A 21,742-nucleotide genomic window follows, 5' to 3' on the forward strand; every position below is an offset into this window, starting at 1 on the left:
CGGCCACAAAAGCAATTCCGTGCCCGGTGGGTCACCCCCGGACCCCGGCGTGGCCTCGTGCCAGTGGCCGCAGGTCACACGTGCGACGGCACGAACGGCGGGATCACGACCTCACACGCGAGGTCGCGGCCGCGAACGTCGACCACGACCTCGTCGCCCTTGCGCACACCCGACGCCGTGTCCAGCAGCGCGAGCGCGATGCCCTGTTTCAGCGTGGGCGAGAAGGTGCCCGACGTACAGGTCCCTATCTGCCCCCCGCTCTGGGTGTCGCCCGCGAGACGAACCGCGCACCCGGCCCGCGGCACCCCGCGCCCGGTCGCCCTCAGCCCGTACAGACGACGCGACGGACCGGCCTCTTTCTCGGCCAGCAGCGCATCGCGGCCGAAGAACGACGGCTTGTCCCAGCCGACCGCCCAGCTCGAACGCGCCTGTACCGGCGAGATGTCCGGACCGAGCTCGTGTCCGTGCAGGGCATAACCCATCTCGGTGCGCAGGGTGTCCCGGGCGCCCAGTCCCGCGGGCAGCCCGCCGGCCGCGGTGATCGCCTCCAGCAGGACGTCGAAGACCGCACCGGCGTCGTCCCATCGCGGCACGATCTCGTACCCCCGCTCACCGGTGTATCCGGTCCGGCAGACCCGCACGCGAGCCGGACCGTCGGCCGTCGCCAGATCGGCGTCGGCAAAGGCCATGTACTCCATGTCGGCCGGCAACCCGAGCCCGGTGAGGATGTCGGGCGATCTCGGCCCCTGTACCGCCAGGACGGCCAGGTCGCGGTGCCGGTCGGTGATCGAGATACCCTCCGGCGCAACGGCTTGCAGCTGGGCCACGACAGCCGCGGTGTTCGCCGCGTTGGGCACCAGGAACACCTCGTCGTCACCGACGAGATAGGCGATCAGGTCATCGACGACACCACCGGAATCGTTGCAGCACAACGTGTATTGAGCCTTGCCGGGGACGATCTTGCCGAGGTCGTTGGTGAGCGTCGAGTTGACGAACGCCGCCGCGCCCGCCCCGGACACCAGCGCCTTGCCGAGATGGCTGACGTCGAAGATGCCCACGCTCTCCCTCACCGCCGCGTGCTCGGCGACGGTGCCCGAGTACGACACCGGCATGTTCCAGCCACCGAACTCGGCGAAGGTGGCCCCCAGTGCGGCATGACGGTCGGCGATCGGCCCGGCGAGGAGTTCACTCATGGCGTCCACGCTATCGGGCGATCCGTGCCGCCGGGCGCGGACCATCCGCGCCGGCGGCGGCGCAGAACGCCACGGGTGGTACCGGCCGACCGTTGTCCACGCATGCACCCCGAGACCGCGCGTCCCGGCCGATGAGGTTCGTGGCAGCCCCGCCGCGTCGGCGCTGTGGCAGAGTTGAGCGGGTGAGCAAGAACGACACCGTCGACCGCGCGCGCGGCCCCGAACTCGAACTGTCCACCTCGATCGGCAAGGACGATTCCGCCCTGGTCATCGGCCTGATCAGCACGTCGTCCCCCGACGACGACGCCGACGGCCCCGCCGCCGAACCGACCCTGGCCATCGGTGACGGCATCCTCGACGACGCCCAGGCGGCCGCCATCAGCGCGGCCCTCACCGCGCTCGGGGCCACCGGCTCGCACGGTGAGGTCACCCGGACCGCGGCTCCCGATTCGTTGCCGGTCGATGTCGTCGTCGCCGTGGGCCTCGGCGACGCCGACAACCTCGACGACGCCGATCAGGTCCGGCAGGCAGCGGGCATCGTCGCCCGCGAACTCGACGGACACGAGTCGGTGTCCACCACGCTCTCCGCGATCGACCTGGCCGCCGCGGCCGAGGGCCTGTTCCTCGGCGCCTACCGGTTCGACGAGTTCCGCTCGGCGAAGTCGAAGCCGAAGAAGACTCCGCCGCAACGCATCACGCTGCTCGTCGAATCGAAGTCCAAGGAGGCCAGGGCGGGCCTGGAGCGGGCCGTCGCGGTCGCCGACTCCGTCGCCATCGCCCGCGACTTCGTCAACACCCCGCCGAGTCACCTCTATCCCGAGGAGTTCGCCGCCCGTGCCCGCACGCTCGGGAGCAAGGCCGGCCTCAAGGTCGAGATCCTCGACGACAAACAGCTCGAGGCCCAGGGTTACGGCGGGATCATCGGTGTCGGCAAGGGATCCTCCCGGTTGCCGCGCCTGGTCCGGCTGACCCACACCGCCAAGAAGTCGCCCAAGAAAGTCGCGCTGGTCGGCAAGGGCATCACCTTCGACACCGGCGGCATCTCGATCAAGCCCGCCGCGAACATGGACGCCATGACCTCCGACATGGGTGGCGCCGCCGCGGTCATCGCCGCGACCATCCTGGCCGCCCGCCTCGACGTCGACGTCACGGTCACCGCGACCGTACCGATGGCCGAGAACATGCCGTCGTCGACCGCGCAGCGGCCCGGTGATGTGCTGACGCAGTACGGCGGACGGACCGTCGAGGTCCTCAACACCGACGCCGAGGGTCGTCTGATCCTCGCCGACGCCATCGTGCGGGCCTGCGAGGACGATCCCGACTACCTCATCGACACCGCGACCCTGACCGGCGCGCAGATGGTGGCGCTCGGCACCCGGACTCCCGGCGTGATGGGCACCGACGAGTTCCGCGACCGCGTGGCGGCCCGGTCGGCCGATGTCGGCGAGAACGCCTGGGCCATGCCGCTGCCCGCGGAACTCCGCGCCGACCTCAAGTCCCGCGTCGCGGACCTGGCGAACGTGACCCCGCACCGCTGGGGCGGGATGCTCGCCGCCGGCATTTTCCTGAAGGAGTTCGTGCCGGAGGACGTGCAGTGGGCCCACATCGACATCGCCGGACCCGCCTTCAACACCGGCGGGGCCTGGGGCTACACCACGAAAGGCGGTACGGGCGTGCCCGTCCGGACCATCGCCGCGGTGCTCGAGGACATCGCCGCGAACGGCTGACCGACAGCAACCGGCACCCGCGCACCGGCCCGATGAGAATCGTTACCGACGAGTACGAGCCGAACCGAGTCGGCGACGCACCCTACGGGTAGGGTTGGCCGCGGGGATGAGCGGCTGATCCGCCACTCATCTGCGCGGGCTCCGAACCGCCCCCGACCCCGTGCCCACGGCGCACACACCATTGGGCATCACCTACAGACCACCACGTCGAGTTCAGGAGTTCACAACGATGGCCTTCTCCGTCCAGATGCCCGCCCTTGGTGAAAGTGTCACCGAGGGGACAGTCACCCGGTGGCTGAAGGAGGAGGGCGACACCGTCGAGGCCGACGAACCATTGCTGGAGGTGTCGACCGACAAGGTCGACACCGAGATCCCGGCGCCCACTTCGGGTGTGCTGACGAAGATCATCGCCCAGGAGGACGACGTCGTCGAGGTCGGCGGCGACCTCGCCCTGATCGGTGACGCCGACGAGGCCGACTCCGGCTCGGACGATTCCGGTTCGGATTCCGCCGGCGGCGACGAGCCGACCGAGGCCGCCCCCGAGCCCGAGCCCGAGCAGGCCGCCGAGGAGCCCTCCACCGATGAGGACGCTCCCGCCGAGAAGCCCACGGCCGACACCGGTTCCGGCTCCGCAGAGGGCACCGACGTGCTCATGCCCGAACTCGGCGAATCGGTCACCGAGGGCACCGTCACCAACTGGCTGAAGTCCGTCGGCGACGAGGTCGCCGCCGACGAACCGCTCCTCGAGGTCTCCACCGACAAGGTCGACACCGAGATCCCCTCCCCCGTCGCCGGCACCCTGCTCGAGATCCTCGCGCAGGAGGACGACGTCATCGAGGTCGGCGGCAAGCTCGCCGTCATCGGTGATGCCTCGGCAGCACCGTCGAAGAAGGAGCCCGAGCCGGAACCCGAACCGGAACCCGAGCCCGAGCCCGAGCCCGAGCAGAAGTCGGAGCCGGAACCCGAGCCCGAGCAGGCGCCCGCCCCCGAGGAGGAGCAGAAGCCCGCACCGAAGGCCGAACCGAAGACCTCGGAGCCCAAGTCGCAGGCCGCGGAGAAGTCCGATCCGCCGACCGTCGAGTCGACTCCGTACGTGACCCCGCTGGTGCGCAAGCTGGCCGCGGAGAACAACATCGACCTCAACGCGATCAAGGGCACCGGTGTCGGTGGCCGGATCCGCAAGCAGGACGTGCTCGCCGCCGCCGAGGAGGCCAAGGCACCTGCTCCCGAGCAGAAGCCCGCGGCGGCTGCTCCGTCGGCACCCGCGGCATCGGCCGGGAAGTCCGCATCGCCGGAGATCCGCCCCGAGCTGGCCGAGCTGCGCGGGACCACGCAGAAGATCAACCGCATCCGTCAGATCACCGCCAAGAAGACGCGCGAGTCGCTGCAGCAGAGCGCACAGCTCACGCAGGTCTTCGAGGTCGACATGACCCGCATCGCCGGACTCCGCAAGGCGGCCAAGGAGAGCTTCAAGGCGTCCGAGGGTGTCAACCTGACGTACCTCCCGTTCATCGCGAAGGCCGTCGTGGAGGCGCTGAAGGCGCATCCCAACGTCAACGCCTCGATCGACGAGGACAAGAAGGAGATCACCTACTACGACAAGGTGCATCTCGGCATCGCCGTCGACACCCCGCAGGGACTGCTGTCGCCGGTCATCCACAACGCCGATGACCTGTCGATCGCCGGCCTGGCACGCGCCATCGCCGACATCGCGGCGCGGGCACGCTCCAACGGACTCAAGCCCGACGAGCTCGCCGGCGGCACCTTCACCATCACCAACATCGGCAGTCAGGGTGCGCTCTTCGACACCCCGATCCTGGTCCCCCCGCAGGCCGCGATGCTCGGTACCGGAGCGATCGTCAAGCGTCCGGTCGTCATCACCGGCGAGGACGGCTCGGAGTCGATCGCAGTGCGGTCGATGTCCTACCTGCCGCTGACCTACGATCACCGTCTCATCGACGGCGCCGACGCGGGCCGCTTCCTCACCACGGTGAAGAAGCGCCTCGAAGAGGCCGCCTTCGCCGCGGACCTGGGCCTCTAGCCCGGATCTCCGGTTACGGCACACCGAGGACTCACGATGCGCATCGCCGTCGCAGGTTCGCAGGGGCTCATCGGCAACGCCCTGGTCAACTCGCTGCGCGCGGCGGGCCACACGGTCACCCGTCTGGTCCGCCGCGAGGCACGCGCCGATGACGAGTTCAGCTGGGATCCCGAGACCATCGGCGTGCCGCCCGAGAGTCTCGAGGGCGTCGAGGCGGTGGTGTCGCTCGGCGGCGTGGGGGTCGGAAACGGCCGGTGGACCGGGCGCTTCAAACAGGAACTGCGGAACTCCCGGGTCACGCCGACCGAGGTCCTCGCCGAGGCCGTGCGTGATCTCGGCATCCCCACGTTCGTGAGTGCCAGTGCGTCCGGTTTCTACGGCGACACCGGCAGCCGTCCCGCCGTCGAAACCGACGGTCCCGGAGAGGGATTCCTCGCGGACCTGGTCGTCGACTGGGAGGCCGCCGCCCGTACCAACGTCGGCACCGACACCCGCCTGGTCCTCCTGCGGACCGCACCGGTGTTGAGTGCGCAGGGCGGTCTTCTCGGCAAGCTTCGTCCGCTGTTCAAGCTGGGGCTCGGCGGGCCCATCGGCGACGGGAAGCAGTACTTCTCCTGGATCAGCCTCGTCGACGAGGTACGTGCCATCGAGTTCCTCCTCGACTCCGACGTGTCCGGGCCCGTGAACCTGAGCGCGCCCGGCGCGGTGCCGTTCGGCGAGTTCGCGTCGGCGCTGGGCCGCGCCGTACACCGCCCGACGGTGCTCAAGGTTCCGGCCTTCGCGGCGCGCCGGGTCGGCGGCGAGATGGCCGAGGAAATGATTTTGTTCAGTCAACGCGTTGCACCTGAGGTGCTGACCGATCACGGATTCACCTTCACCCATCCCGGTGTCGACGAGGCCCTGGCCTACGCCACCGGAACCAATCGCCATGACTGATCGTCCGATCCGCGCGAGTACCGAACCGGTCGAGATCCGTCGGCTCGGCGTCCTCGACTACCAGGCTGCCTACGACATGCAGCACGGTCTGGCCACCGAACGCGCGGACGGCCTCCTCGACCACGACGTCCTGCTCCTGCTGGAGCACCCCTCCGTCTACACCGCGGGCAAACGCACCGAGGACTCCGACCGGCCCACGAACGGCGCACCGGTGGTCGACGTCGACCGCGGCGGGCGGATCACCTGGCACGGCCCCGGGCAGCTCGTCGGTTACCCGATCGTCAAGCTCGCCGAGCCGCTGGACGTCGTCGAGTACGTACGGCGGCTCGAGGCAGCACTCATCTCGGTCTGCGCCGGACTGGGCGTGACGACCGGGCGCGTCGACGGCCGGTCGGGCGTGTGGATCACCGACGACGCCGGGGAACGCAAGCTCGGGCAGATCGGTATCCGCGTCGCGCGCGGAGTCGCGTTGCACGGGTTCGCGCTCAACGTCGACCCCGACATGGCAGCCTTCGAGGCGATCGTCCCCTGCGGGATCGCCGACGCCGGGGTGACCTCGCTCGCCCGCGAACTCGCGCGGCCGCTGTCGGTGCACGACATGCTCGACGTCACCGCCGACGCGGTGCTGTCCGCACTCGACGCACCCACTTTCGACGTCACCCATTCCGACACCACCGGCACCCCGGCGACCGCCGCCACACAGTCCGGAACACCCACTTCTGCAAGCGTAGGATCGATACAGTGACCGCGTCCCCCCTCACCCCCGGACCCGGTGCCCCCGAAGCCACACCCTCGGCAACGGCACCCTCAAACCCCGCCCCCGAAGGCCGCAAGCTGCTCCGCCTCGAGGTGCGCAACGCGCAGACCCCCATCGAACGCAAGCCGGAGTGGATCCGGACCCGCGCGACGATGGGCCCGGAGTTCACCGAACTCAAGGGCCTGGTCAAACGTGAAGGCCTGCACACCGTCTGCGAAGAAGCCGGCTGCCCCAACATCTACGAGTGCTGGGAAGACCGCGAGGCGACCTTCCTCATCGGCGGCGAACAGTGCACCCGCCGCTGCGACTTCTGCCAGATCGACACCGGCAAGCCCGCCGCCCTCGACCGCGACGAACCCCGCCGCGTCGCCGAGAGCGTGCAGGCGATGGGCCTGCGCTATTCGACCATCACCGGCGTGGCCCGCGACGACCTGCCCGACGAGGGTGCCTGGCTCTACGCCGAGACCGTCCGCGCGATCCATCGCCTCAATCCCGGCACCGGTGTCGAGAACCTCATCCCGGACTTCCATGCCAAGCCCGATCTGCTGGCCGAGGTCTTCGACGCCCGGCCCGAGGTGCTCGCACACAACCTCGAGACCGTGCCGCGCATCTTCAAGCGCATCCGCCCGGCGTTCCGCTACGAGCGGTCCCTCGAAGTCCTCACCGCCGCACGCGATTTCGGTCTGGTGACGAAGTCGAATCTGATCCTGGGCATGGGTGAGACACCGCAGGAGGTGCAGTCGGCGATCGTGGATCTGCACGAGGCGGGCTGCGACATCCTGACCATCACGCAGTACCTGCGCCCGTCGCCGCGGCATCATCCGGTCGAGCGCTGGGTCAAGCCCGAGGAGTTCGTCGACCATTCCGAGTTCGCCACCGAGGTCGGTTTCGCCGGTGTCATGGCGGGTCCGTTGGTGCGCTCGTCGTACCGGGCAGGCCGGCTCTATGCGCAGGCAATGGCCCACCACGGCCGCGACATCTCACCCGCTCTGGCCCACCTGGCAGCCGAGGGATCGGCAAGCCAGGAGGCCTCCAGCCTGATGGCACGCCTCGCCCGCTGACCCCTCGTGCGGCGTCCGGTGACCTTTCCGGCGGTCGCCGGACGCGCGGACGTAAACTGGCCTCATGGCAAAGGCGCAGGTGAACAAAGAGGTCAAGGCCGAGAAGAAGAAGGCCCGTAAGGCGGCATCGAAGGAACGGCGCCAGCAGCTGTGGCAGGCCTTCCAGATGCAGCGCAAGGAAGACAAACGGCTCATCCCCTACATGGTGGGTGTGATCGTCCTGTCGATCGCCGTCTTCACCGTCCTCGGGTTCGTGCTCGGCTCGCCGTGGCTGCTGATCCCCCTCGGCGTGGTGCTGGGCATCCTGGGCGCGTTCATCCTGTTCGGCCGCCGGGTCCAGAAGAACGTGTACACCAAGGCCGAGGGACAGCCGGGCGCCGCGGGCTGGGCGCTGGGCAACATGCGCGGACAGTGGCGGGTGAAGCAGGCCGTCGCCGGGACGTCCCAGCTCGACGCCGTGCACCGGGTCATCGGCAAGCCGGGCGTCATCCTCGTGGGTGAAGGCTCGCCCACGCGCATCAAGTCCCTGCTCGGCCAGGAGAAGAAGAAGGTCGCGCGCGTCGTCGGCGACACCCCGATCTACGAGATCATGGTCGGCAACGACGACGGCCAGGTCCCGCTGTCGAAGCTCGAGCGGCACCTCAACAAGTTGCCCAGCAACATCGACCGCAAGCGGATGGAGACCCTCGAGGGACGGCTCTCCGCCCTCGGCAGCAAGGCTCCCGGCCCCGGGATGCCGAAGGGGCCCCTGCCCGGGAACGCCAAGATGCGCAGCATGCAGCGGACGGCACGCCGCCGCGGCTGACGCCACACCCGTCGACTGGGCGTCAAATCCCGTCGACTGGGCGCCCGATTCCGTCGACTGTGCGCTGAATCCCATCGACTGTGCGCCCTGCATACGACCAAACCCACCACCGATCTGGACCAAGTCCGATCCGGTGGTGGGTTTGTCGGTGAGTGGTGGGTCCGCGGGCGGCTCGGCGCCTGTCAGCGGGTCCGGACGAGCGCGGTGCCGGTCGCGCGGTCGTGGAGAGCGCGTCCGTTGTAATCGTTGATCAGGGCCGGAACCAGGAACACCATCAGCAGCTGACGGAAGAAGGCCCGAACGATCCCGACGGCAGCCGGGCTCTGTTCGCCGGTCGCCTCCGCGGTGTTGCGTTCAGCGCCGAAGTCGACTCGCGCGACTCGCATCCCGATGACGAGCTGGCCGGGTGTGAAGCCGAACAGCGTCACCGCGAAGACGCCCATGACGAACCAGATGCCCAGTTGGGTGGTGCCCAGGTGGGCAGAGGGAAACCCGACGAACGCCATTGCCAGACCACCGGCGATCAGCCAGTCGACGAGCAAAGCCGCAACCCGTGGCCAGCCGGTCGCCAGCGACCCGGGACCGCTCTCCGGCAGGCCGAGATCTTGCCCTCGGTACTCGTTGTCCACGCCGGTCGCGGGACCGATCTGCGGTCCCGACAGCCAGGAACCCGTGACTCGTCCCATCGGTGATGACTCCTCTCACGCGACCGCGCAGCCCCCTCGGTCCGCGTCGTCGCCGCACTGGGAACCATCGTAGTCGCTGGTTGTGGCGACCCGTCCCGCCCGTTCGGGCCTCCCGCTAGGGTTGGGGTGCGCCGAGTGCGTCGCGCCCCGGACACACCGTGTAGCGAATACCACTCGCGTGTAACACGGGGGAAACACGGACTTAGCGCATGGGCAACTTCGCCTCCATACGGTTGCCGCTGAGATCCGCTGCTGTTTCTCAGTGGCGGATGTGGCGTGTCCCCATACACGGACCACCGATCACGAAGGAGTCACCGCACGGTGTACAGCAGTAAAGAAGAACTACTCGAGGGCATCAAGAAGGAAGGTGTCGAGTACGTCGACATCCGATTCTGCGACCTGCCCGGTGTCATGCAGCACTTCTCGATCCCCGCGTCGGCCTTCGACGAGGACGTCTTCGAGGACGGTCTGGCATTCGACGGCTCGTCGGTGCGTGGCTTCCAGTCCATCAACGAGTCGGACATGATGCTGCTGCCCGACCCGGCCACCGCGCGGATCGACCCGTTCCGCAAGGCCAAGACGATGAACCTCAGCTTCTTCGTCCACGATCCGTTCACCCGTGAGGCCTACAGCCGCGACCCGCGCAACGTCGCCCGCAAGGCCGAGGACTACCTCGCCTCCACCGGCGTGGCGGACACCTGCTTCTTCGGCGCCGAGGCCGAGTTCTACATCTTCGACTCGGTGTCCTTCGGCTCCGAGATGAACGGCACCTTCTACGAGGTCGAGTCCGAGTCCGGCTGGTGGAACACCGCGTCCCCGACCGATCCCGACGGCAGCCCGAACCTCGGCTACAAGGTCCGCCCGAAGGGTGGCTACTTCCCCGTCGCTCCGTACGACCACTACGTCGACCTGCGCGACGAGATGTCGACCAACCTGCAGAACTCGGGCTTCGAGCTCGAGCGCGGCCACCACGAGGTCGGCACCGCGGGCCAGGCGGAGATCAACTACAAGTTCAACACGCTGCTCCACGCAGCCGATGACGTGCAGCTGTTCAAGTACATCATCAAGAACACGGCGTGGCAGAACGGCAAGTCGGTCACCTTCATGCCGAAGCCGCTGTTCGGTGACAACGGCTCGGGCATGCACGCCCACCAGTCCCTGTGGAAGGACGGCAAGCCGCTGTTCCACGACGAGGCCGGCTACGCGGGCCTGTCGGATCTGGCGCGCTACTACATCGGCGGCATCCTGCACCACGCACCGTCGTTGCTGGCCTTCACCAACCCGACGGTCAACTCCTACAAGCGTCTGGTGCCGGGCTACGAGGCCCCCATCAACCTCGTCTACAGCCAGCGCAACCGGTCGGCCTGTGTGCGTATCCCGATCACCGGCAACAACCCGAAGGCCAAGCGCCTCGAGTTCCGTTGCCCGGACAGCTCGGGCAACCCGTACCTGGCGTTCGCCGCGATGATGATGGCCGGCCTGGACGGCATCAAGAACAAGATCGAGCCGCACGAGCCCGTCGACAAGGACCTCTACGAGCTCCCGCCGGAGGAGGCGAAGAGCATCCCGCAGGCTCCGACCTCGCTGGCCGCGGTCATCGACCGCCTCGAAGAGGATCACGAGTACCTCACCGCCGGTGGCGTGTTCACCGAGGACCTCATCGAGACCTGGATCGCGCTGAAGCGTGAGAACGAGATCGAGCCGGTGCAGATCCGTCCGCACCCGTACGAGTTCTCGCTGTACTACGACTGCTGAGCCACTCGGCTCACATCGACTCGGCCCGCTCCGCGATCGCACTCCGATCGCCGAGCGGGCCGTTTCGTTGTACAGCTACCGGCACGTCAATCCGCGCGAGGCGCCCAATTCGACCGGCGCACCGTGCGACGATGAGCCGCATGGGCACACTTCTGACGTCCGACGAGTTCGAGATCCGCCTGCTGTTTGCGGAGTCGGTCCCGGAGGTGATGCAGTTCGTCCGCGACGTGGTCCGGCAACGCGAACCGATCGCCCTCGAACTCGAGGGATCGGCTCACCTCGTGAATCTCGCCAACGTTGCGCACCTCTCGTTGGTCGATCACACTCCCGACGACGACACGCTGGACTCCGATGAGCGAACCACCGTCGTGCTGTCCATCTCCGAGGCGAGAGAGTAACGACGCCACGCACCTCGGGCGCATGGCCGTCGCAGCTTTCCTCTCCGACTCCTGACGTGTGCCGGCCCCGCCCGTAGAACAAGCTCGATCGCGCCGACGATTCGTCTCACGGTGAGACCGTGGAACGGCGATCGCCGAAGCATCGGCCGCCGGCGTGGTGACCCTCACACGTGATCCATATCACTTTTGGGACTTGTTGCCCTGCCGACTCACAAGGTACGACCGTAGTTTGGACGGATGACCCGTGATGTATATGTCGAAGACCTCGTACCCGGCGACCGGATCAGCCTCGAAGGCACCCCTCGCGTGGTTCGCACCACCAGTCGTCTCGACGACAACCAGCTGCGTATCGAGCTCGTGAAGGGCCACGACGATGTGAGCGAGGTCGTGCTGCACCGCACGGTCAAGCTGCAGGTCAACTGAGCCGAGCTCGACAGATCCCGGCCGCTCGGGCGGACCTATGGGTCAGGCTGCCCGGGCACCGTCGAGATCGCCGAACACAGCCTGGTTGTGATCGAACGCCGCCACGGCCTCGTCGACGAGACGATCGATCCCGTCCGCGTCGAGGGGTAGCGCGTCGAGCCGCGCCCGGTAGGCGTCCTTGTAGCGCTTGAGCTTGTCGATCTCGTCGAACGAGTAGAAACTCAGCGCGTCGTCGCCGACGCCGTAGTGCTCCCGCATGCGATGGGCGACCACCTGGCCGCCGCTCAGGTCGCCGAGATAACGCGTGTAGTGATGGGCCACATAGCGCGCCGGATCGGCACGGGTGGACTCGATCGCTGTCACATAACGCCGCACGGCCGGCAACGGCGTCTCGCGCGACGGGTCGATGCCGAACGACGCGAGGTCGGCACCGAGTCGTTGCAGGCGTAGCAGTTTCGGGTCGAGCACGGCGTCGGCGACCGGGTCCCCGGCCAGTTCCGCACCGACGCGCTCGAGTGCCTCGTAGACGAAGTAGAGCTGGATCGCGAGGCGCTGATACTCCCCGGTGTCCAGCCGGCCCGACATCAGATCGTCGATGAACGGAGCATGCTCGGCACGTTCGTGCGCCACCGCGGTCGCCGATCGGAGTCGCGCGGAGATACTCGGGTACTCGGGAACACTCGGGCCGTCGGCGGTCTGGGGTCCGGCCTTCTCGGGATCGGGGGTCATGATGCCACCAGTGATACCACCAGAGTCCGGTGATCGGAACCCGGAAGGTAGTGGGTGTCCATCGAGGTCGCCACGAAGCCGCGCAGGATGACCCGGTCGATGGCGACCAGGGGCCGGTTGCCGATCCGCTTGTCGGTGGGATAGCTCGGCAGGAAGCCCGCACCCGCGAGGTCGGTCCCGTCGACGAGTCCGTTGGTCAGCAGGTTGCGGTACTTCGCGTGATTCCAGGTCGAGTTGTAGTCCCCGATCGCGATGACCCGCCCGGGTGGAAGCTGCTCGAAATGCTCGGCGAGGGTGTCCATGTCGGCGAGCCAGTCCCAGTTCCGGCCCCACAGCGGTGCAGCCGGGTGGATCGCCAGCACCTGGGTCCCCGCCGCCCCCGGCAGATCCGTACGGGCCTGCAGATTGTGCAGCACGGTACCCGGGATGTTGTACCGCTCGTCGAGCGGCTTCTTGCTGAACAATGCGGTGCCGGCCGCGTACGTGTACGGGATCGCGAACTGATGAGGCAGCGCGCGGCCGATCTCGCTGCGCCGCAGGCGCTCCAACGCCTCCGGTGTGACCTCCTGGAGCGACAACAGATCAGGATCGGCGTCGGCGACGATCTTCTCGAGCACACCGAGGTCGCCACCGCCGAAGAGCAGATTCGACGACACCACGGTGAACCGCTCGCCGGCCGGCACGGGCTCGGCGACGACGAGGGGCACCTGTGTGTAGGCCAGCGCGCCGGCCGCCACGACCGCGAGCGCCAGCATGAACCAGCGTCGCAGGACCCCGAAGACGACGATCGCGATCAACCCGGGGATGAGGGCGAACTGCACCCCGCTCGTGAGGTACAGCGCGACGTCGCCGCGCGACGGGTAGAAGTGCAGGAACACGCCCAGCACCACGCCGGCGAGCATCGCCCACCCCAGGACGTACGCGGCCGCCCACAGAAATCTCGTCATCGCTCCCCCAAGTGGTCCGGTGCCCCCCGCCGGATTCGTCTGAGCCCTTTGCGGGCCTGGTCAGTCGCGTCGGCGCGTCAGGCCCCGAAGACCTTGAGCACCACGGCCTTGGCCCGGCGCGTGACCCGTAGATAATTCTCCAGGAATTCGTTGGCCTGGTCTTCCGGCCATCCGGCGGCGAAGGCGATCTGACGCAGCTGTGCACCCGGTCCGGGGAGTTGGTCGATCGGCTTGCCACGGACCAGGACCAGCGCGTTGCGCGCCTTCGTCGCAGTCGTCCAGGCGTCCTTGAGCAGCGCGACGTCGTTCTCCGACAACAGCTCCGCGGCGCCGATGGCGTCCAGCGAGTCGAGGGTCGACGTGTTGTGCAGGCTGCGGTAGCGGTGCGCGTACTTGAGCTGGAGCAGCTGCACGGTCCACTCGATGTCGGCGAGGCCGCCGCGTCCGAGTTTCGTGTGGGTGGCCGGATCGGCACCGCGCGGCAGACGTTCGGCGTCCACCCGGGCCTTGATCCGGCGGATCTCCTTGACGGCGTCGTTGCTGACCCCGCCGGCCGGATAGCGGACGTGATCGATCATGTGCAGGAAGTCGATGCCGAGCGCCTCGTCGCCGGCGACCTGATGCGCGCGGAGCAGCGCCTGGACCTCCCACGGCTGCGCCCACTGCGCGTAGTACGCGGCATACGACGCGAGGGTCCGCACGATGGGACCGTTCCGGCCCTCCGGGCGCAGACCCGTGTCGACCTCCAACGGCGGATCCGCACTGGGACTGCCCAGCATCGACCGCACGTTCTCCGCGATCGTCTGCGCCCACTTGAGCGCCTCGGACTCCTCGGCGTCCCGATCGGGCTGGCACACGAACATCACGTCGGCGTCCGAACCGTAGCCGAGCTCACCGCCGCCGAGCCGGCCCATGCCGATCACCGCGATGCGGGCCGGCGCCCGGCTCCCCCGCTCGCGTTCGGAGATGTCGATGGCCACGGTGAGCGCGGCGTTGAGCACCGCCGCCCAGACACTCGACAGCGCGTTGCAGACGGCAGGCACGTCGAGAAGCCCCAGGACGTCGGCCGAAGCGATGCGGACCAGCTCGGCCCGTCGGTGCGACCGGGCCACGGCCACCGCGCGTTTCATGTCCTGCTGGCGGACGGTCGACGCGATGAGGCCCTTGGCGACGTCCTCGGGTCGTACGTTGCACAGCTTGGGCCCGTCAGGCCCGTCGGAGTACTGGTGGATCACCTCGGGCGAACGCATCAGCATGTTCGCGATGTACTCCGACGTCCCGAGCACCTTCATCAGCCGCGCCGCGACGACGCCGTCGTCGCGCAACAGCCGCAGGAACCAGTCGGTGTCCTCCATGACCTCGCACAGCCGGCGGTAGTTCAACAGACCCGCGTCGGGATCGGGGGTGTCCCCGATGTGCTCGAGCAACTGGGGCAGGATGAGGAGCTGGATCTGGCCACGCCGCCCCGGCGCGTTCGACAGCGCGCGGATGTGACTCAGCGCGCGCTCGGGCTTGGCGTAACCCAGTGCGGCCAGCCGTCTCTCGGCCGAGGTGTCGGTCAGGGTCAGCTCGTCGGTCTTGAAGCGTGTGACCGCTTCGAGCAGCGGCCGGTAGAACAGCTTCTGGTGCAGGCGCCGGACCCGCAGGCTCTGGTGGCGGATCTGTTCGCGCAGCACCCCGGTCGCGTCGAGTTCGCCCTCGCGCCGGATGTGCGCGGCGCGCGCGAGCCACCGGAGGGCCTCGTGGTCGTCGGGCTGGGGCAGCAGGTGGGTCCGGGACATCCGCTGCAGCTGCAGACGATGCTCCAGCAGACGCAGGAATTGGTACGACGCACTGAGATTCGCGGCGTCGTCGCGTCCGACATAACCGCCCGCGGTGAGCGCGGCCAGTGCGTCGACGGTCGGCATCACTCGCAGGTTCTCGTCGACCCGGCCGTGCACCATCTGCAGGAGCTGGACCGCGAACTCGACGTCGCGCAGGCTGCCGCGTCCCAGTTTGAGGTTGCGTTCCCGCTCGGCCTCGGGCACCAGCGATTCGACCCGCCGTCGCATCTTCTGCACCTCGGGGACGAAGTCGGGTCGCTCGGCGGCCTTCCACACCATCGGTTTGACGGCGGCGATGTAGTCGTCGGCGAGCTGCATGTCGCCGGTCATCGCCCGTGCTTTCAGGAGCGCCTGGAACTCCCAGGTCTTGGCCCAGCGCTCGTAGTAGGCAACATGCGATTCGAGTGTCCGCGTCAGCGCGCCGGACTTCCCCTCGGGCCGCAGTGCGGCGTCGACCTCGAAGTAGGCGAGTGAACCGATGCGCATCATCTCGCCGGCGATGCGCGCCGCGGTGCCGTCGGCCGGGTCACTGACGAAGATGACGTCGACATCGCTGACGTAGTTGAGTTCGCGCGCACCGCATTTGCCCATCGCGACGACGGCGAGGCGAACCGAGATCGGCTTGTCCCCGCACACCTCCGCGAAGGCGACGGCCAGTGCCGCGGTGAGGGCGGCGTCGGCCAGGTCGGACAGGTACGCCCCGACCTCGGGCAGCCACATCACCGGCTCGTCCTCGACGGTCGAGGCGACGTCGTGTGCGGCGAGCTGCAGGATCAGGTTGCGGTAGGCCAGACGCAGCGCCACCACGGCCTTCGGGCCGGTGAGCCGGGCCCGGTACACCCGATTACCCTTCTCGATCTCACCCGGCACGGGCTGCGCATCGACCGAGGCGAGCATCAGCCGGTCGACCTCGGCGCGGTCGGGCAACTCGTCGGGGACCAGCAGCCGCCAGCTCGACGGTTCGGCGACGAGGTGATCGGCGAGTGCGTCGGAGGAACCGATGACCGCGAACAGGCGCCCGCGGAACGAGCGCTGTGCGCGGACCAGGGCGTCGATCTCGGACCACTCGTCGCCGACCGCACCGCGCAGCCGGACGAGGGTTCGCAGCGCGAGGTCGGCGTCGGGAGATCGCGACAGCGCCCACAACACGTCGACCGACTCGGGCGTGTTCCAGCCGAGGTCGGCCAGGTTCCGTGGTGCGGAGTCGTCGAGGAGACCCAGGCGGCCCGCGCTGGGGACCGTGCTGCGTCCGGCTCGCCCAGGGAGTCCGGACCGTGCCGGGGGTGGTCCCGATCGTGTTGTCACATCACAAAAGTAGCGACCGGGTCCGCCGAATACGACATCGCGGTCCCGGACCGGGCCGCAGCACCCTTACAGCGGCAGGTAGTTCTTCAGCTCGAACGGTGTCACGAGGCTGCGGTAGTTGGTCCATTCCGTCCACTTGTTGCGGAGGAAGTAGTCGAAGACGTGCTCGCCGAGTGCTTCGGCGACCAGCTCCGAGTTCTCCATCTCCTTCAACGCGTCGGCCAGGCTTCCGGGGAGTTCCTTGTAGCCCATCGCGCGACGCTCGGCCGAGGTGAGGGCCCAGACGTCGTCCTCTGCCTCGTCGGGCAGCTCGTAGTCCTCGTTGATGCCCTTGAGTCCGGCGGCCAGCAGGACCGCGAAGGTCAGATACGGGTTGCAGGCTGAGTCGGGGCTGCGGACCTCGACGCGCCGCGAGGACGCCTTGTTCGGCGTGTAGAGCGGGAGACGGATCAGCGCGGACCGGTTCGCGCCACCCCAGGTCGCCGCGGTGGGCGCCTCACCGCCGTGGATGAGCCGCTTGTAGCTGTTGACCCACTGATTGGTGACGGCGCTGATCTCCGAGGCGTGGTGCAGGATGCCGGCGATGAACTTCTTGCCGGTGACGGAGAGCTGCATCGGGTCGTCGGGGTTGTGGAAGGCGTTGATGTCGCCCTCGAAGAGGCTCAGGTGGGTGTGCATCGCCGACCCGGGATGCTCGCTGAACGGCTTGGGCATGAAGGTCGCCCAGACGCCCTCGTTGATCGCGACCTCCTTGATGAGGTAGCGGAACGTCATGACGTTGTCGGCCATCGACAGGGCGTCGGCGTAGCGCAGGTCGATCTCCTGCTGCCCCGGAGCGCCCTCGTGGTGGGAGAACTCGACCGAGATGCCCATCGACTCGAGCGCCTCGATCGCGTGCCGCCGGAAGTTCGGCGCGGCGTCGTGGACGGCCTGGTCGAAGTAGCCGCCCGAGTCCGCCGGGGTCGGCACCGACCCGTCGAGAGGGGCCTCCTTCAGCAGGAAGAACTCGATCTCGGGATGGACGTAGCAACTGAAGCCGAGGTCGGCGGCCTTGTTCAGCTGCCGGCGCAGGACGTGACGCGAGTCGGCCCAGCTGGGGGTGCCGTCGGGCATCGCGATGTCGCAGAACATGCGTGCCGAGTGGTGCCGGCCGGCCGAGGTGGTCCACGGCAGCACCTGGAAGGTCGACGGATCGGGTTTGGCGACGGTGTCGGCCTCCGAGACCCGGGAGAAGCCCTCGATGGCCGAGCCGTCGAAGCCGATCCCCTCGGCGAACGCGCCTTCGAGTTCGGCGGGGGCGATCGCCACGGACTTCAGATAACCGAGGACGTCGGTGAACCACAGACGGACGAAACGGATGTCGCGCTCTTCGAGGGTCCGCAGCACGAATTCCTTTTGGCGATCCATGGTCGCCGACCTTAGAAGTACGCTGTTAAATCCGTGTTACACGCGCGAATCCAACTCGCTGTGCAGCGGCTTTGCCGACGCCATCCCACATGATGAGACGGCTGGCCGGTCACCTGGGATCCGGCACGGCACAGTCGTACCGCCGGCTCGGTGTCCAGAGTCGCATACGCCGAAAGTCGGGACGCTCGTACGTGTGACCAATCGCATAGAGACGACCGGTCACAACGGGCCGCGCCGGTGAAACAATGGCCTACGTCCGTGTTCAACCCGGGTACCCGCCGCGCCGATCTCCGGCCAGTCGGGACTCGAGGCAGAAAAGAGACAATGATGTCCGATTCCTCGGTCTATGGTGCGCCCGCCTCCGGCCAGTCCGCCAAGCGTCGCGTGACCCGCATCCACCACCTGGCCCAGATGAAGGCCGAAGGCGAGAAGTGGTCGATGCTCACCGCGTACGACTACTCCTCCGCCCGCATCTTCGATGCCGCCGAGATCCCCGTGCTCCTCGTCGGCGACTCCGCGGCCAACGTCGTGCTGGGCTACGACACCACGATCCCCATCACCGTCGACGAGATGATCCCGCTGATCCGCGCCGTCGTACGCGGCGCACCGCACGCACTCGTCGTCGCCGACATGCCGTTCGGCAGCTACGAGATGGGTCCGCAGCACGCCCTCGAAAACGCGTTCCGCATCTTCAAGGAGACCGGCGCACACGCGGTGAAGCTCGAGGGCGGCGAGCGTGTGGCACCCCAGATCGCCGCGTTGACCGCCGCCGGGATCCCGGTCATGGCGCACATCGGTTTCACCCCGCAGAGTGTCAACGGGCTCGGCGGATTCCGCGTCCAGGGCCGCGGGGACGGCGCCGATCAGCTCATCGCCGACGCCATCGCCGTCCAGGAGGCGGGCGCGTTCGCCGTGGTGATGGAGATGGTCCCGGCCGACCTCGCCGGACAGATCACCCGCAAGCTCACCATCCCCACCGTGGGGATCGGCGCGGGCAACGAGACCGACGCCCAGGTCCTGGTGTGGCAGGACATGGCCGGCCTCACCCACGGCAAGACCGCCCGATTCGTCAAGCGCTTCGCCGATGTCGGTGGCGAGTTGCGTTCGGCCGCCGAGCAATACGCCGACGAGGTACGCCGCGGGGTGTTCCCGGGTCCCGAGCACAGCTACTGATCGGGGCGCCTACGCTGGCGTCCATGCGGAACTTCTACCCGGAGATCGAGCCCTACGCCGCCGGTCACCTCGACGTCGGCGACGGCCAGCAGATCTACTGGGAGACGTCGGGCAACCCGGACGGGAAACCCGCCGTCTTCGTGCACGGCGGGCCCGGTGGCGGAACCGCCCCCGCGCAACGCAGGTTCTTCGACCCGGCGAAGTACCGGATCGTGCTGTTCGACCAGCGCGGCTGCGGACAGTCGCAGCCCCACATCGCCGACGGCGCCGACCTGACGGTCAACACGACGCCGCACCTGATCGCCGACATGGAACGGCTCCGCACCCATCTCGGGATCGAGCGCTGGCAGGTCTTCGGCGGATCGTGGGGCTCGACGCTCGGACTGGCCTACGCGCAGACACATCCCGAGCGGGTCACCGAACTCGTGCTGCGCGGCATCTTCCTCCTGCGGCGCAGCGAGATCGACTGGTACTACAACGGCGGGGCCGCGCACATCTACCCCGACCTGTGGGAGAGCTACCTCGATCCCATACCGGTCGACGAGCGCGACGGCGACCTGGTCGAGGCGTACCACCGGCTGCTCACCTCCGGCGATGCCGCGACCGCCCGCGCCGCAGCCCGCGCCTGGACGGGCTGGGAGCAGGCGACGAGCTACCTCCTCCCCCGCCCCGACGAGGGTTCGGACGGTTCCTCGGGAGACGACGCCGAGACCGGGGATACCGGCCGCTTCGACCTCGCGTTCGCGTCGATCGAGAACCACTACTTCGTCAACCACGGATTCCTCCGCGACGGCCAGCTCCTCGACGACATCGACCGGATCGCCTCCATCCCCGGCGTGATCGTCCAGGGCCGGTACGACGTGGTGTGCCCGGCGCGCAGCGCGTGGGACCTGCACCGGGCGTGGCCGGCCGCCGATCTGCACATCGTCGCCGACGCCGGACACGCGTCCTATGAACCGGGTATCCGCCATCACCTCATCGAGGCGACCGACCGCTTCGCGCGGTAGCCGGCGCCGAGGGTCGGCCGAGGTCACTAGACTCGACGGACAGCCGTCGACGACTTCAGGAGGAACAGGTGGCCGCATCCGAGCAGGTCGAGGTGGAGCTCAAGTTCGATGTGGACGCCGGCCACGCAGCCCCCGACCTGCGGGCGCTGCCGGGCGTCGTCTCGGCGACGACCCCCGAGACCTTCTCCCTCGACGCCACCTACTTCGACACCGAGAATCTCGATCTCGCCGGTAACAAGATCACCATGCGCCGGCGCACCGGCGGGACCGACGAGGGCTGGCACCTCAAGCGCCCCACCGACATTCCCGGGGCACGACGCGAACTGCAGGTGGGTTTCGACGAGGCGCCCGCGGACGGCGAGGTCCCCGAGGCGCTGTCGGGCCCGGTCCTGGCCCACATCCGCGCGCGAACGCTGATCCCGGTCGCGGTGATCTCGACGACGCGCACCGTGACCCGGCTGCTGGGTGCCGACGACGAGCCGCTCGCCGAGCTCGCCGAGGATCTGGTGACCGCGCAGTCGCTCCTGCCGGGTGGCCACTGCCAGCAGTGGGCGGAGTGGGAGTTCGAACTGCTCTCCGGCGGCACGCCCAAGCTGCTCAAGGCGGCCGACAAGGCGCTGCGCGCCGGTGGCGGTCGTGAGGCGTCGAGCGCGTCGAAGCTCGCCCGGGCGATCGGCGCGACACCGACCGTGCACGAGCCGCGACTCTCCAAGCGGCCCACCGCACTCGAACTCGTCGTGACCGACATCGCGCTCCACCGCAATTCACTGGTCGCCTACGACCCGCTGGTGCGCGTCGACGCCCCCGACGCGGTGCACCAGATGCGCGTGGCGTGCCGACGCCTGCGCAGCGTGTTGTCGGGCTTCCCCACCGTCCTCGACGCCGAGCGCACCGCACACGTCGGCGCCGAACTGAAGCTGCTCGCCCAGATCCTGGGTGACGCGCGCGATTCGGAGGTGCAGCTGGAGTTGAGCGAGTCGCTGCTGCGTGGCGAGAACGCCTCGCCCGAACTGCTCGCCGAGCTCGCCGGCACCGAGGTCACCGCGCACGACCGGGCACTTCGCGCGGCGCACGCCGCCATGTCGTCGAAGAGGTACTTCACCCTGCTCGACAGCATCGACGGCCTGATCGCCTCGCCCCCTCCGGGTCCCGACGCCGACCTACCGGCGACCACGGTCGTCGACAAGGCGATCGCCCGCAGCCGCAAGCACATTCATCGAGCGCAGGCCCGCCTCGCCGGGTTCACCGAGGGTTCCGACGAATGGGAAGAGCAGCTGCACACCATCCGCAAGCGGGCAAAGCGGCTGCGCTACAGCATCGACGCGACCGAACCGCTCGGCAAGAAGAAGTACCGCGAGGTCGGCTCGGCTGCCAAGAAGATCCAGTCCGCCCTGGGGGATTTCAACGACACCCGGATCAACCGGACGCGACTCGCGGAGATCGCGGCGGCCGGAAACCTCGGTGGCCCGGACATGTTCGTCCTCGGCCGGATCGACGCCCGGCTCGAGGCCGACGGACACCGTGCGATCGCCGCGTACCGTCGGGTCGCGAAGGAACTCTGACCCGCCG

At 68.5% G+C, this 21,742-nt stretch carries 18 protein-coding genes; 12 read left to right on the forward strand and 6 right to left on the reverse strand.

Features of this window, described 5'->3' with window-relative positions:
- Nucleotides 1–74: 74 nt before the first annotated feature.
- Complete coding sequence (gcvT, locus tag KTR9_RS16605; RefSeq protein ID WP_014927339.1) at nt 75–1,193, reverse strand: glycine cleavage system aminomethyltransferase GcvT; 1,119 nt, start codon at nt 1,191–1,193, stop codon at nt 75–77.
- Between the two features lie 182 nt (nt 1,194–1,375).
- Between gcvT and KTR9_RS16610 the strand changes: the two genes are divergently transcribed.
- From KTR9_RS16610 to KTR9_RS16635, 6 genes are all read left to right on the forward strand, one after another.
- On the forward strand, nt 1,376–2,920 hold the full coding sequence (locus KTR9_RS16610) for a leucyl aminopeptidase (RefSeq protein WP_010841134.1): 1,545 nt from the start codon (nt 1,376–1,378) through the stop codon (nt 2,918–2,920).
- 229 nt (nt 2,921–3,149) lie between these two features.
- On the forward strand, nt 3,150–4,961 hold the full coding sequence (gene sucB, locus KTR9_RS16615) for a 2-oxoglutarate dehydrogenase, E2 component, dihydrolipoamide succinyltransferase (RefSeq protein WP_044506932.1): 1,812 nt from the start codon (nt 3,150–3,152) through the stop codon (nt 4,959–4,961).
- 36 nt (nt 4,962–4,997) lie between these two features.
- Entirely contained in the window at nt 4,998–5,897 is a 900-nt protein-coding gene (locus tag KTR9_RS16620) for a TIGR01777 family oxidoreductase (RefSeq protein ID WP_014927341.1), read from the forward strand.
- Entirely contained in the window at nt 5,890–6,642 is a 753-nt protein-coding gene (gene lipB / locus KTR9_RS16625) for a lipoyl(octanoyl) transferase LipB (protein WP_014927342.1), read from the forward strand. Before KTR9_RS16620 ends, lipB begins: the two co-directional genes overlap by 8 nt.
- Nucleotides 6,639–7,715, forward strand: coding sequence for a lipoyl synthase (lipA, locus tag KTR9_RS16630; protein ID WP_010841138.1), 1,077 nt, complete (start codon nt 6,639–6,641; stop codon nt 7,713–7,715). The genes lipB and lipA overlap by 4 nt, the downstream gene beginning before the upstream one ends.
- Before the next feature lie 64 nt (nt 7,716–7,779).
- A complete protein-coding gene (locus KTR9_RS16635; RefSeq protein ID WP_010841139.1) occupies nt 7,780–8,520 on the forward strand; it encodes a DUF4191 domain-containing protein in 741 nt (246 codons plus the stop codon).
- 182 nt (nt 8,521–8,702) lie between these two features.
- On the opposite strand, the gene KTR9_RS16640 is transcribed toward KTR9_RS16635, so the two are convergent.
- On the reverse strand, nt 8,703–9,206 hold the full coding sequence (locus KTR9_RS16640) for a transporter (protein WP_014927344.1): 504 nt from the start codon (nt 9,204–9,206) through the stop codon (nt 8,703–8,705).
- Nucleotides 9,207–9,527: 321 nt separating this feature from the next.
- Between KTR9_RS16640 and glnA (KTR9_RS16645) the strand changes: the two genes are divergently transcribed.
- From glnA (KTR9_RS16645) to KTR9_RS16655, 3 genes are all read left to right on the forward strand, one after another.
- Nucleotides 9,528–10,961: a type I glutamate--ammonia ligase gene (gene glnA, locus KTR9_RS16645; protein ID WP_010841141.1), complete on the forward strand. Its 1,434-nt coding sequence runs from the start codon at nt 9,528–9,530 to the stop codon at nt 10,959–10,961.
- A gap of 140 nt (nt 10,962–11,101) precedes the next feature.
- On the forward strand, nt 11,102–11,359 hold the full coding sequence (locus tag KTR9_RS16650) for a hypothetical protein (protein ID WP_044506934.1): 258 nt from the start codon (nt 11,102–11,104) through the stop codon (nt 11,357–11,359).
- 237 nt (nt 11,360–11,596) lie between these two features.
- A complete protein-coding gene (locus KTR9_RS16655; protein ID WP_010841143.1) occupies nt 11,597–11,782 on the forward strand; it encodes a hypothetical protein in 186 nt (61 codons plus the stop codon).
- Between the two features lie 42 nt (nt 11,783–11,824).
- Here KTR9_RS16655 and KTR9_RS16660 read toward each other — a convergent pair whose 3' ends face one another.
- From KTR9_RS16660 to glnA (KTR9_RS16675), 4 genes are all read right to left on the reverse strand, one after another.
- Nucleotides 11,825–12,511, reverse strand: a complete 687-nt coding sequence (locus tag KTR9_RS16660) for a biliverdin-producing heme oxygenase (RefSeq protein WP_014927346.1) — start codon at nt 12,509–12,511, stop codon at nt 11,825–11,827.
- Nucleotides 12,508–13,458 (reverse strand): endonuclease/exonuclease/phosphatase family protein, encoded by a 951-nt coding sequence (locus KTR9_RS16665; RefSeq protein WP_010841145.1) that lies wholly within the window; start codon nt 13,456–13,458, stop codon nt 12,508–12,510. Before KTR9_RS16665 ends, KTR9_RS16660 begins: the two co-directional genes overlap by 4 nt.
- Before the next feature lie 77 nt (nt 13,459–13,535).
- The gene (locus KTR9_RS16670; RefSeq protein ID WP_014927348.1) at nt 13,536–16,586 is read right to left on the reverse strand and encodes a bifunctional [glutamine synthetase] adenylyltransferase/[glutamine synthetase]-adenylyl-L-tyrosine phosphorylase; all 3,051 of its coding nucleotides are present in this window, start codon (nt 16,584–16,586) and stop codon (nt 13,536–13,538) included.
- A 66-nt stretch (nt 16,587–16,652) separates the two neighbouring features.
- Nucleotides 16,653–17,993, reverse strand: coding sequence for a type I glutamate--ammonia ligase (gene glnA, locus KTR9_RS16675; RefSeq protein ID WP_010841147.1), 1,341 nt, complete (start codon nt 17,991–17,993; stop codon nt 16,653–16,655).
- Nucleotides 17,994–18,320: 327 nt separating this feature from the next.
- On the opposite strand from glnA (KTR9_RS16675), the gene panB reads away from it, so the two are divergent.
- From panB to KTR9_RS16690, 3 genes are all read left to right on the forward strand, one after another.
- Complete coding sequence (gene panB / locus KTR9_RS16680; protein ID WP_044508027.1) at nt 18,321–19,166, forward strand: 3-methyl-2-oxobutanoate hydroxymethyltransferase; 846 nt, start codon at nt 18,321–18,323, stop codon at nt 19,164–19,166.
- Between the two features lie 23 nt (nt 19,167–19,189).
- Complete coding sequence (gene pip, locus KTR9_RS16685) at nt 19,190–20,173, forward strand: prolyl aminopeptidase (protein WP_014927351.1); 984 nt, start codon at nt 19,190–19,192, stop codon at nt 20,171–20,173.
- Between the two features lie 68 nt (nt 20,174–20,241).
- A complete protein-coding gene (locus KTR9_RS16690) occupies nt 20,242–21,735 on the forward strand; it encodes a CYTH and CHAD domain-containing protein (RefSeq protein WP_010841150.1) in 1,494 nt (497 codons plus the stop codon).
- The last annotated feature ends 7 nt before the right edge of the window (nt 21,736–21,742 follow it).

This window comes from Gordonia sp. KTR9 (assembly GCF_000143885.2).
GTDB lineage: Bacteria > Actinomycetota > Actinomycetes > Mycobacteriales > Mycobacteriaceae > Gordonia.

Excerpts from the sequence above, each read along its gene's own strand:
- gcvT (WP_014927339.1), bottom strand. The coding sequence starts at position 1,193 with ATGAGTGAACTCCTCGCCGGGCCGATCGCCGACCGTCATGCCGCACTG.
- sucB (WP_044506932.1), top strand. The coding sequence starts at position 3,150 with ATGGCCTTCTCCGTCCAGATGCCCGCCCTTGGTGAAAGTGTCACCGAG.
- KTR9_RS16620 (WP_014927341.1), top strand. The coding sequence starts at position 4,998 with ATGCGCATCGCCGTCGCAGGTTCGCAGGGGCTCATCGGCAACGCCCTG.
- lipB (WP_014927342.1), top strand. The coding sequence starts at position 5,890 with ATGACTGATCGTCCGATCCGCGCGAGTACCGAACCGGTCGAGATCCGT.
- KTR9_RS16635 (WP_010841139.1), top strand. The coding sequence starts at position 7,780 with ATGGCAAAGGCGCAGGTGAACAAAGAGGTCAAGGCCGAGAAGAAGAAG.
- KTR9_RS16640 (WP_014927344.1), bottom strand. The coding sequence starts at position 9,206 with ATGGGACGAGTCACGGGTTCCTGGCTGTCGGGACCGCAGATCGGTCCC.
- KTR9_RS16650 (WP_044506934.1), top strand. The coding sequence starts at position 11,102 with ATGGGCACACTTCTGACGTCCGACGAGTTCGAGATCCGCCTGCTGTTT.
- KTR9_RS16655 (WP_010841143.1), top strand. The coding sequence starts at position 11,597 with ATGACCCGTGATGTATATGTCGAAGACCTCGTACCCGGCGACCGGATC.
- KTR9_RS16660 (WP_014927346.1), bottom strand. The coding sequence starts at position 12,511 with ATGACCCCCGATCCCGAGAAGGCCGGACCCCAGACCGCCGACGGCCCG.
- KTR9_RS16665 (WP_010841145.1), bottom strand. The coding sequence starts at position 13,458 with ATGACGAGATTTCTGTGGGCGGCCGCGTACGTCCTGGGGTGGGCGATG.
- glnA (WP_010841147.1), bottom strand. The coding sequence starts at position 17,993 with ATGGATCGCCAAAAGGAATTCGTGCTGCGGACCCTCGAAGAGCGCGAC.
- panB (WP_044508027.1), top strand. The coding sequence starts at position 18,321 with ATGTCCGATTCCTCGGTCTATGGTGCGCCCGCCTCCGGCCAGTCCGCC.
- pip (WP_014927351.1), top strand. The coding sequence starts at position 19,190 with ATGCGGAACTTCTACCCGGAGATCGAGCCCTACGCCGCCGGTCACCTC.